Consider the following 10,388-nt stretch of genomic DNA (forward strand, 5'->3'; position numbering starts at 1 on the left):
CGAGAGATGGTAGTCGAGCAGTTTTTCGAGGATTATGTTCTTGGCACGGAACGGCGCAGCTTTGGCCGCACGATCACCGAAACCGATTTCATCGTTCACGCCGGCCACACCGGAGACTTTTTTCCACATCACATGGACGCCGATTGGTGCGCCACGCAAGACATCGGCCAGCGCATCGCCCACGGCACGCTGATATTCAGCATCGGCATCGGCCTGACGGCCACGGTGATCAATCCTTGCGCGATGTCTTATGGCTATGACCGGCTCCGCTTCATCCGGCCGGTCCATATCGGTGACACGATCACCACGATCACCCGCATTACCGACAAGCGCGACCATCCCAAGCGCGCGGCGCAGGGCGTGGTGACCGAGGCGGTGGACATCCGCAACCAGCGCGGTGAGACCGTGCTGGCGTGCGAGCATCTCTACCTCGTCAACCGCCGCCAGGCTGCGGCCTGATCCGGTGCGCCCGGTTCGCCCCATCCCCCTGCTGGTGGCAGCCGCGATCGTCGCGGTGGGCGGTCTTTCGCTGGTGGCGCTGGCGCGCCATGGCGATGCCGGCGACACCGGCCTTGTCGCCCCACCGCCCGGCGCGCCGCGCTATGCCCTGTCCACCGTGGGCATCAGCTTTCCGTTCGCCGCCGCGATCGCCAAGGGGTTTCGCCAGGCTGCGCAGAAGGCCGGTGCCCAGGCCATCGTGCTCGATGGCAAGGCCAATATCCAGAAGCAGGCCAACGATATCGACGACCTGATCGCCCAGCGCCCGCAGGGCCTGGCAATCATGCCGCTGGATTCGATCGTCGCGCAAGGCTGGGTCGGCCGCGCCCAGGCGGCCCAGGTGCCGGTCGTGGCGGTTGCCGCCCTGGTGGGCGATCCCCGCCGCCGGGCTGTGACAGATGTCTATCCGGGCCTTGCCGCGCTCGTCTCGCAAGACGAGGTCGCCACCGGGCGCGCGGCAGGCGATCTGGCGGCAGACATCCTGCCCGCCGGGCAAACCGCCAGGATCGCCATCGTCGAAGGGGCAGCCGGCTTTCCCGAAGTGGAGCAGCGCACACGCGGCTTTCTGGCCGGCCTTGCGGCGCGGCGAATTCCCTACGCCATCGTGGCAACCCAGCCCGGCAACTGGACACCCGAAGGGGGCGAGGCCGTCTGCCAGAACATGCTTGCCGCCAATCCGCGCATCGACCTGTTCTTCAACCAGGCCGATGACATGGTGATCGGCTGCGCGCGAGCGGTCAGGGCGGCCGGTTCGAAAGCGCGGCTGATCGGCATCGGCGGCTCGCGCCTCGCCATCGCCTCGCTCAAGGCCGGCGCGATCAATGGCACGGTGTGCTTTCAGCCAGAGGCGTTGGGCGCGCTCGCCTTTGCGGCTCTGCAGCGCCCGCCCGCGCCGGGCACGCCACGGTTTCGCACTTATCCGATCCACGCCGTCACCCGCGCCACCGCCAGCGATTGCACCGGACAATGGTGAGCGCGTCCCCCCTGCTTGCGCTGCGCCATATCGCCAAGCGCTATCCCAACGGCACGCAGGCGCTGGTCGATGCGTCGCTGGAAATCCATGCGGGCGCCGTGCACGGTTTGCTGGGCGCGAACGGCGCGGGCAAATCGACCCTGATCGCTATCCTGTCCGGCGCCACCGCTGCTACGCAGGGCGAGATCGTGTGGCAGGGCCAGCCCGTCCGCTGGCGGCGCCCGGCCGATGCGCGGCGCAGCGGCGTTTCCACGCTCTACCAGCACATCCCCCTGGTGCCGACGCTTTCCGCGCTGGAAAACATCCTGCTGGATGCGCCGGGTTGGCAGCGCCATGACCGTGACCAGCGCGCCCGCGCCCGCGCGGTGGTGGCGCAGCTGGGCGATCCCTTCGCGCTAGATGCCCTTGTCGCCCACCTGCCGATCAGCGCGCGGCAGATGGTCGGCATCGCGCAATCGCTGCTTGGCGGCGCGCAAGTGCTGGTGATGGACGAACCCACCGCTTCGCTTGGCGCCAGTGACCGGGCCGCTGTGTATGACGTGGTGCGTCGCCTGGCCTACCAGGAAGGCAAGGCGATCGTATTTGTCTCGCATTTCCTGGACGAGATCCTGGCCCTGACCGACCACGTCACGATCCTGCGCGATGGCTGCGACGTGCTTCACCGCGCCACCGGCGACTTGGACGAAGCCAGCCTCGCCGCCACGATCAGCGGCCGCGACGTTGCCATGCTGGCACGGCGGCAACGCCAGGTGGGAACAGAGGTCCGGCTGGCCGTGCGCGACCTGGCCTCGCCCGCGGGCCTTTCGCCCACCACGTTCGATCTGCGTGCGGGGGAAATCCTGGGCATCGCCGGCATGCTGGGCGCGGGTCGCAGCGAACTGCTGCACGCCGTGTTCGGCGCAGATCCGCAAGCGCGCGGGCAAGTGCTGGTCGATGGCGTGCCGGTTGTGGCGGAAACCGGCGCGGCGGTCGCCGCTGGCCTGGCGCTGGTGCCCGAAGACCGCAAGCGCCAGGGCTTCGTGGCCGGTTTTAGCATTGCCGACAACATCGCCCTGCCCGGCACCGGCTGGCGTATCGACCGCGCCGCCGAACGGCAGCGGGCCGATCATGCGATCGCCACGCTGGGCATCAAGGCTGATGATGCGCAGCGGCCGGTTGGCACGCTTTCGGGCGGCAATGCGCAGAAAGTGGTGCTGGCCAAGTGGCTGACGCCGCAAACCCGCGTTCTGCTGCTGGACGAGCCGACTGCCGGCATCGATATCGGTGCGCGTATCGATATCCTCGAACAAGTGCGGCGGCTGGCCGACCAGGGCCTCGCCGTCGTGCTGGTCTCGTCGGATTTTGCAGAACTGCTGGCCTTGAGCGATCGCATCCTGGTGATGCGCGATGGCGCGGTGGTGGCCTGCGCAGATCCGGCGCGGACGAGCGAAATCGACCTTACCCTTTTGGCAAGCGGCAGTGCGCCGCCTTGCGATGGAGCACCTGCATGATCGCCTCTTCACCCTGGCGGCAGAGCCTGGGCCTGCGCCAGGCCGGTGTGTTCTATGCGCTGCTGGTTCTGCTCGGTATTCTTGCCGCCCTGGCAGCAAGCCGCGGCCTGCCGCCTTATCTCGCGCCCTCGAACCTCGGTAATATCGCCTATCAGGCCTCGCTCGTCGGCATCATGGCCGTGGCCATGACGGTGATGCTGATCACCGGCGCATTCGACCTGAGCGTGGCATCGGTCGCCGCATTAGCGGCGGCGGTGCTGGTCGGCCTGGCCGGGAAGATTGGCTTTGTTCCGGCGCTCGGCTGCGCGCTGTGCACGGCGGCGATGATCGGCATATTCAACGGCGTGATCGTCGAACTGGTTGGCATCAACGCCTTCATCGTCACGCTCGGCACGCTGACTGCCGTGCGCGGGCTGGTATTGGTGGTCACCGACGGACGCTCGCTGATGGTGGAAGATCCGCAGGTGCTGGCGCAGATGCTCGCGTTCGAAAGCACGCGGGTGCCGCTGTTCTGGGCGCTGCTGGTGCTGGGCGCGGTGGCCCTTGGCCTCGCCACGCTGCGGCGGGCCTGGGGAATAGCGCTCGCCGGGGCGGCCCTGCTCGGCCTTGCCGCCGTGGTGGGGCGTGGCTTCACGGTGGCCGCACCGGTGGCCTACCTCATTGCCTTTACTGCCGCGGCCTGGTTCGTGATGGAGCGCACCATGATGGGGCGGCGGCTTCAGGCCGTGGGCGGCAATGCCGAAGCGGCGCGCCTTTCCGGCATCGATGTGCGCGCCTATCGCATCGGGGCATTCGTCCTGTCGAGCCTGGCCGCCGGCTTTGCCGGGTGCCTGTTCGGCTGCCGGCTCGGCGCGATCAATCCCACCGCGATGCAGGGCGCGGAATTGACCGTGATTGCCGCCGCGATCCTGGGCGGCACCTCGCTCTATGGCGGGGCAGGCAGCGTGATCAAGACCGTTGCGGGCGCGCTGATCCTCTTTACCCTGACCAACGGCTTCAACATTCTCAACCTGGGCGCCAACTACCAGGGCATCATCGAAGGGGCAGTGATCATCATTGCCGCCGCGATCTATACCCTGGGCAACCGCAAACGCGGGGAAACACGATGACCGAAACCGTTCTGCGCATTGCCGTGCGGGAATTCGCCCCGTTCGAAAGCGCGATTGCCGCCCAGTTCGCCGATTTTACGCGCCACGCCGGCGTCAGCGCCCGGATCGAACTGGACGTGCTCGATCTCAACGCGCTGCATCACAACGCCATAGCGCAGGGCGGCCTGGCGCGTGGGGATTATGACATCGCGTTCCTGTGTACCGATTGGCTGGCACAGGCGCAGGCCATGGGCCAACTCGCCGACCTGGCCCCGTGGATGGCCCGGCGCCCGGCCTGCGATTATCCCCAAGGGTGGAGCCCCTCGCTCACCACGATGCAGGCGTTCGCGGGCGGCGTCTGGGGCCTGCCTTATCACGATGGCCCGGAATGCCTGGTCTATCGCAAGGATCTTCTCGCGGCGGCGGGCCTTGCGGTGCCGCAAACCTGGACGCAATACCACGCCGCCGCACGGCGGCTGCACGATCCCGCGCGGGGCGTCAACGGCTCGGTGCTGGCGCTGTTTCCCGATGGCCACAACGGCTTCTACGATTTCTGCATCCACATCTGGTCGCGCGGCGGGGAGCCGTTCACCGCCGCAGGCCGGCCCGATTTCGCCTCTCCGCAGGCCCACGCCGCGCTCGATTTCCTGCGCGCGTTGGCGCGAGACGATCAGGCGGTCGCGGCCGAGGCCCGCGCCACCGACAGCGTGCGATCGGGCATGATGTTCGCTGCCGGGCAGGTGGCGATGATGGCCAACTGGTTCGGCTTTGCCGCCTATGCCGACACCGCGCCCGACAGCGCGGTGCGCGGCCTGGTCGATGTGGCGCCGCTGCCGGCCGGACCGGGCGGCGGCACCGTTTCGCTCAACGTGTTCTGGGTGCTGGCCCTGGGCAGCGGGTCAGCCAACCCGGCCCTGGCCTGGGATTTCATGCGGCATTGCACCCGGCCCGAGATGGACTTGCTCACCACCACCCATGGCGCAATTGGCACGCGGCGATCGACCTGGGCCGATCCGGCCGTCAACGCCGCCATTCCCTATTACCATCGCCTGGAATGGCTGCACAGTTGCGCGCGCACCCTGCCCTGCACCACGCGCCTGGCGGATATCTCGCACATCATCGACGATATCCTGGGCCAGGCGGTCACCGGCGATCGGCCGACCGGCGATCTGCTGGCGCAGGCGCAACGCCGGGCGGAGGCGCTGGCATGACCGCGCCATCGGCCCCGCCGCTGCGCCAGGCATGGGATCGGCCCGCAAATCCCCGGCCGATCGTGGTGATCGGCACGGGCGGCATTGCTCGCGATGCCCATCTTCCCGCCTATCGCAAGGCTGGCCTGCCGGTGTGCGGCGTCTATGATCCCGATCAGGCCCGCGCCGCTGCCCTCGCTGCGGAATTCGGCGTCGCGCACGTCTATCCCACGCTCGCCAGCGCCGCCGCACAAGCCGACGCCGTGTTCGACGTGGCCGCACCTCCAATGGCGCACCTTGCCATCCTGGAAGCGCTGCCGCCGGGCGCCACAGTGCTGTTGCAAAAGCCGATGGGCCTTGACCTCGACGCCGCGCGGGCCATCCGCAGCGCGGTGCACGCGCGGGGCCAGACCGCCGCCGTCAATTTCCAGTTGCGCTATGCGCCGATGATGCTGGCCCTGGCAGACTGCCTCGCGCGCGGCGATCTGGGCATGCTGCTGGAAATCGAAGTGCATCTCAACCTGGCTACGCCCTGGCACCTGTTTCCGCACCTCGTGCCCAACCCGCGCGTCGAAATCGTGTCGCACTCGATCCATTACCTCGATGCGATCCGCGCGCTGGCCGGCAATCCGCGCGGCGTCTTTGCGCGCGGCTTTGGCTATCCCGGCAGCCCGCTCGCCGATACGCGCACCACGATCATCCTCGATTACCCCGCGCCGCTGCGCGTCACGCTGTCGATCAACCATCACCACGATTTCGCGCGGCGGTTCCAGGATGCCGCCTTCCGCGTGGAGGGGACCGAAGGCGCCGCGATGGTCAAGCTTGGCCTGCTGCTCGATTATCCGGTGGGAGAGCCCGACGAACTGTGGATCGTGCGGCGCGGCGGCGATTGGCAACAGGTGCCGCTGGCCGGCGGCTGGTTTCCCGACGCATTCCTGGGTCCGATGTGCAACCTGCAACGCTTTGCCAGCGGCGAAGACACCCGCCTTGCCACCCAGGTCGATGATGCCTGGCAGACGATGGCGCTGGTCGAGGCCTGCTATGCCGCGGCGCGCCAGCCCGCTTTTCCCATCCCGCAGGATTGAATCACCCGCCTGCAAACACGGGGTTATCATGATCACCTTTGCCCACCGCATCCTGGCGCTTGGCCTGTTGCTATCGCCCCTTGGCGCCGCCGCCACGTCCGCCAGCGCGGCCCCTGCGCCTGCCGCATCATTGCCCGCAGCGCCCGGCATCGCCTTTGGCACGGCGTGGTATCCCGAACAGTGGCCCGAAAGCCGCTGGGACACTGACCTGGTGCTGATGCAGCAGGCGCACATCAACACCGTGCGCATTGCCGAATTCGCCTGGAGCCGGATGGAGCCCGACGAAGGCCGGTTCGATTTCGCTTGGCTCGATCGCGCGATTGCCGCGGCGGCGCGGCACGGCATTCGCGTGGTGTTGGGCACGCCCACGGCCGCCTCGCCGATCTGGATGAGCGAACGCTATCCCGATATCCTGCGCGTGGATGAAGATGGCACCCGCGCCGGTCACGGCGGCCGCCGGCATTTCTCGTTCGCCAGCCCGCGCTATCGCCAGTTCGCCCGGCGCATCGCCACGGAAATGGGCCGCCGCTATGGCCACAATCCCACCGTGATCGGCTGGCAGATCGACAACGAAATCGGCCTGCCCTCGTTCGATCCCGAAGCGGCCAAGCTTTGGCACGCGTTCCTGGCGCAACGCTATGGCACGATCGACACATTGAACCAGCGCTGGGCCACGGCCTATTGGAGCCAGAGCTACCAGCGGTTCGACCAGGTGCCCATGCACCTGACCGGCCAGCAGAACCCCGGCCTGCTGCTCGATTTCCGCCATTTCCTGACCGCCACCTGGACCAGCTACGTCATGAACCAGGCCGATGCGATCCGCAGCCTGGCCGATCCACGCCAGTTCATCACCACCAACACGATGTTCTGGAACGATGGTTTCGATCATTTCGCCTTGCACCAGGGCCTCGATATCGCAGCCTGGGACAATTACATCCAGGATGCCGAGCCGGACTGGATCGCCAACGGCGCCGATCACGATCTGGTGCGCGGCTACAAGCAGAAGAACTTCTGGCTGATGGAAACGCAGGCCGGGCGGATCGACTGGGTGCCGGTCAACCGCGCGATGCAGCCGGGCCAAGTGCGCGAGATGGGCTGGCAAGCGGTGCAGCACGGCGCCGACGCCATCCTCTATTGGGAATTCCGCCCCGCCCCCAACGGACAGGAAACCAACTACGGAACGCTTTTGGCGCCCGATGGCACACCGGCGCCGATCTTTGCGGAAATCGCCGGCCTGGGTGGCGAACTGGCCCAGGCCTCAAAGGCGCTGGCCGGCACCGATCCGGTGGCGGACATGGCCTTTCTCTTTTCCTATGACAGCCGCTGGGCAATCGATCTCCAGCGCATGCACAAGGATTTCGATCCGATCCGCCAGTTCACCGATTTCTACCGCCCATTCCGCATCGCCGCGCAAGGGGCGGCAGTGGTTTCGCCCATGGCGGACCTGGCCGGCTATCGCCTGGTGGTGGCGCCCAGCCTCAACGTGCTCACCGCGCCCGAGGCACAGCACCTCGCCGCCTATGTGCGCAACGGCGGCACGCTCGTGCTTGGCCCGCGCACAGGCCAGAAGGACGATGCCAACGCCTTGTGGGACGCGCGCCAGCCTGGCCCCTTGCGCGATCTGCTCGGCGCCCATGTCGAACAGTTCTATGTCCAGGACGGCACGGTGGCGCTGACCGGTCCACTGGCCGGTCCATCGGGCGAAGCCAAGGCCGCGATCTGGGCCGAGGCACTGGTGCCCGACGCGCCGGGCGTGGAAATCCTGGCGCGCTATGCCCAACCGGGCGGCTGGCTTGATGGCAAGGCGGCCGTCGTTTCGCGCAAGGTCGGGCGCGGGCGCGTGGTCTATGTCGGCGCCTGGCTCGAACCCGATGCACTCTCGCGCCTGGCCGGCCTGCTCGTGACGCAGGCGGGCGTCGCGCCGATCGTGCCGTGGGCAGCGTCGGACGTGGAAATCGGGCTGCGCCGCGGCGCCGGGCGCACTTTACTGATCGCGATCAATCATGCCGATGCCGCCCGGCCGCTCACCCTGCCCGCCGGTGCCAAGGCACTGGTCGGCCGCCTGGACAGCGGGCAACTGGGCGGGCACGGCGTGCTGGTGGCGCAAGTGCCGTGACCCCGGCAGCGCGCCCGATCGCTGGCGCGCCGCCAGGCTTCAGGTCAACCCCAGGGGCGCGAGCGGCACACCGAAATGCCCCGCACATCGTTGGGATAGGGCCCGCCCACTGCGGTATAGAAGTGGTAGAGGTCTCCCTTCCAGACAATCACCGACGGTTTGTGGGCATAGCCATCGTCGATCGACCCCGGCTTGCCGACATCAACCAGCACTTCGTCCACCTTGCGGAAGGTGAACGGATCGTCGCCGATCGCCAGCAGTTCGCGCGCCTTGAAGTCCGTTCCCGACAGGCCGAAGTAGAACATCACCCACTTGCCCTGGTGCGTCATCACCACCGGATCGCTGGCAAACCGCGAATCCGGTGCCGGCGGTGCGCCGTTGCGCAGGATCGGATTGCCCGGATGGCGGCGCCAGGTCTTGAGGTCAGACGAAACCGCCACCCCGGTCTGTTCGTGCCAGTCCTTCTCGGCGGTCTTGGCGTTATAGTAGAGCAGGAACTGGTCGCCATGCTTGACCAGGTAGGGCTTGTACAACCCGCCGCGCTCCCACGGGGCGCCGTCTTCCGAGCGCAAGATCGGCGGGCCGCGCCGCCAGGTCTTGAGATCGCGGCTGAACGCCAGGCCGATCACCGCCGCCCCCTCTTCATAACCGGGACTGGGATAGGCGTGCCAGGCGCAGACATATTCGCCGTTCACCTTGATCAGCGCGCCCGGCGCGTCCATCGCGGTTTCCCGCAGGATCGACGCCGATGCCACGTTGAACCGCGTCACCGGATCCTGGGGATCGCGCGCCAGGATCACGCCCTGGCGCTGCCAATGCACCAGATCGTCGGACACGGCGATGCCGGTTTGATAGCCGGTGCCGTCAAAGCCCACATAGGTCAGATAGAAGCGGCCATCGTGCCGGAACACGAACGGGCAATCGACCGCCTTTTCATCAAAGCTGCCGGCCACCTTGGACCCGCCCAGAACCAGGCGGCCCAGTTTGTAGGGCGTGCGAAAGGGCGCGACCGCGTCGCGCGCACCGCGCGCCGTGGCCTTGGCGCCCCCCGGCAGCAGCAGCGTGCCGGCCGTGGCCGAAGTCCCCGCCAGCAGGGCGCGGCGGGAAAGGCTATCGTTCATGTTTTTTGATCTCCCCTTGGCGCTGTTCGACAGCGTCGATCCTCTCCTGGCCGTGGCGGATCACCCCGCGCACAGCCTCTGCCGCAGCGACGCCGTCGCGCGCGGCAATGGCTTCGACAATGGCCGCGTGGCCGCGCACGCTCGCGGCGTGGTCGGCCCGGTCGTCCACCGGCGAACTCAACGTGAACGAGGCGAACAGCGCCGTCTCGATCACGGCTCCGGTCCCGGCCATCAGGCGGTTGCCCGATGCCTGGCCGATCAACTGGTGAAGCGCCAGGTCCGCCTGGGCAAAGGCCAGGCGCGAATCCTGCGCGGCGGCCATCGCAGCGACCAGCTCGCGCATCTGCGCGATCTGCCCGGCCGTGGCATGCCGCGCGGCCAAGGCTGCGGCGGCCGGCTCGATGGCAAAGCGAAAGTCGGTCAATTCGGCGCGCAGGCTGCTCTCGACACCTTCGACCACATGCCAGGAAAGCACGTCGGTATCGAACAGGTTCCAGTGCTGGCGCGGCAGGACGCGGGTGCCCACCCGCGTGCGCGAGACGATCAGGCCCTTGGCGGCAAGCGTCTTGAGCGCTTCGCGCAGCACCGTGCGCGAAACCCCGAAGCGGCCAAGCAATGCGTCCTCTCCGGGAAGATGAGCACCTTGGGCAAAGGCGCCCGATACGATCGCGCTGCCGAGCGCTGTAACGACCTGGTCATGGCTGTTGCGCAACGCCTGCGCGCCGCCGCGGCTGGCAAGATGGTTGTTGCGCCGCGGCTGGAGCGAATCCGCCAGCAAGTTGTCCAGAATCGACATGGCAGCAGACTACGGCAACCGGCGACCGACG

General features: G+C 67.7%; 9 protein-coding genes. 7 read left to right on the forward strand and 2 right to left on the reverse strand.

Annotation, left to right across the window (positions count from 1 at the left end):
* Positions 1 to 6: 6 nt before the first annotated feature.
* Genes FHW94_RS17870 through FHW94_RS17900 form a run of 7 tightly spaced genes read left to right on the forward strand, consistent with a single transcriptional unit; the run spans position 7 to position 8,440 of the window.
* Complete coding sequence (locus FHW94_RS17870; RefSeq protein ID WP_168557173.1) at positions 7 to 459, forward strand: MaoC/PaaZ C-terminal domain-containing protein; 453 nt, start codon at positions 7 to 9, stop codon at positions 457 to 459.
* A gap of 4 nt (positions 460 to 463) precedes the next feature.
* Positions 464 to 1,471, forward strand: a complete 1,008-nt coding sequence (locus FHW94_RS17875) for a sugar ABC transporter substrate-binding protein (RefSeq protein WP_168557174.1) — start codon at positions 464 to 466, stop codon at positions 1,469 to 1,471.
* Positions 1,468 to 2,961 carry a sugar ABC transporter ATP-binding protein gene (locus FHW94_RS17880; RefSeq protein WP_349237549.1) on the forward strand — a complete coding sequence of 498 codons (1,494 nt, stop codon included), beginning with the start codon at positions 1,468 to 1,470 and terminating at the stop codon, positions 2,959 to 2,961. Before FHW94_RS17875 ends, FHW94_RS17880 begins: the two co-directional genes overlap by 4 nt.
* Positions 2,958 to 4,070, forward strand: coding sequence for an ABC transporter permease (locus FHW94_RS17885; RefSeq protein ID WP_168557176.1), 1,113 nt, complete (start codon positions 2,958 to 2,960; stop codon positions 4,068 to 4,070). Before FHW94_RS17880 ends, FHW94_RS17885 begins: the two co-directional genes overlap by 4 nt.
* The gene (locus FHW94_RS17890) at positions 4,067 to 5,260 is read left to right on the forward strand and encodes an extracellular solute-binding protein (RefSeq protein ID WP_168557177.1); all 1,194 of its coding nucleotides are present in this window, start codon (positions 4,067 to 4,069) and stop codon (positions 5,258 to 5,260) included. The genes FHW94_RS17885 and FHW94_RS17890 overlap by 4 nt, the downstream gene beginning before the upstream one ends.
* Complete coding sequence (locus FHW94_RS17895; protein WP_168557178.1) at positions 5,257 to 6,324, forward strand: Gfo/Idh/MocA family oxidoreductase; 1,068 nt, start codon at positions 5,257 to 5,259, stop codon at positions 6,322 to 6,324. The genes FHW94_RS17890 and FHW94_RS17895 overlap by 4 nt, the downstream gene beginning before the upstream one ends.
* A gap of 28 nt (positions 6,325 to 6,352) precedes the next feature.
* A complete protein-coding gene (locus FHW94_RS17900; protein ID WP_168557179.1) occupies positions 6,353 to 8,440 on the forward strand; it encodes a beta-galactosidase in 2,088 nt (695 codons plus the stop codon).
* Positions 8,441 to 8,484: 44 nt separating this feature from the next.
* Here the strand turns inward: FHW94_RS17900 and FHW94_RS17905 are convergent, their stop codons facing one another.
* Both FHW94_RS17905 and FHW94_RS17910 read right to left on the reverse strand, forming a co-directional pair.
* Positions 8,485 to 9,561 (reverse strand): hypothetical protein, encoded by a 1,077-nt coding sequence (locus FHW94_RS17905; protein WP_168557180.1) that lies wholly within the window; start codon positions 9,559 to 9,561, stop codon positions 8,485 to 8,487.
* Positions 9,551 to 10,357 (reverse strand): FadR/GntR family transcriptional regulator, encoded by an 807-nt coding sequence (locus tag FHW94_RS17910; protein ID WP_168557181.1) that lies wholly within the window; start codon positions 10,355 to 10,357, stop codon positions 9,551 to 9,553. The genes FHW94_RS17905 and FHW94_RS17910 overlap by 11 nt, the downstream gene beginning before the upstream one ends.
* Between the last annotated feature and the right edge of the window lie 31 nt (positions 10,358 to 10,388).

It is taken from the genome of Novosphingobium sp. SG720 (assembly GCF_012275365.1).
In the GTDB taxonomy this organism is placed as follows: domain Bacteria; phylum Pseudomonadota; class Alphaproteobacteria; order Sphingomonadales; family Sphingomonadaceae; genus Novosphingobium; species Novosphingobium rhizosphaerae.

What these genes read in the sequence shown, in the direction of transcription:
- FHW94_RS17895 (WP_168557178.1), top strand. Translation starts at nt 5,257, where the DNA reads ATGACCGCGCCATCGGCCCCGCCGCTGCGCCAGGCATGGGATCGGCCC.
- FHW94_RS17885 (WP_168557176.1), top strand. Translation starts at nt 2,958, where the DNA reads ATGATCGCCTCTTCACCCTGGCGGCAGAGCCTGGGCCTGCGCCAGGCC.
- FHW94_RS17870 (WP_168557173.1), top strand. Translation starts at nt 7, where the DNA reads ATGGTAGTCGAGCAGTTTTTCGAGGATTATGTTCTTGGCACGGAACGG.
- FHW94_RS17900 (WP_168557179.1), top strand. Translation starts at nt 6,353, where the DNA reads ATGATCACCTTTGCCCACCGCATCCTGGCGCTTGGCCTGTTGCTATCG.
- FHW94_RS17905 (WP_168557180.1), bottom strand. Translation starts at nt 9,561, where the DNA reads ATGAACGATAGCCTTTCCCGCCGCGCCCTGCTGGCGGGGACTTCGGCC.
- FHW94_RS17910 (WP_168557181.1), bottom strand. Translation starts at nt 10,357, where the DNA reads ATGTCGATTCTGGACAACTTGCTGGCGGATTCGCTCCAGCCGCGGCGC.
- FHW94_RS17890 (WP_168557177.1), top strand. Translation starts at nt 4,067, where the DNA reads ATGACCGAAACCGTTCTGCGCATTGCCGTGCGGGAATTCGCCCCGTTC.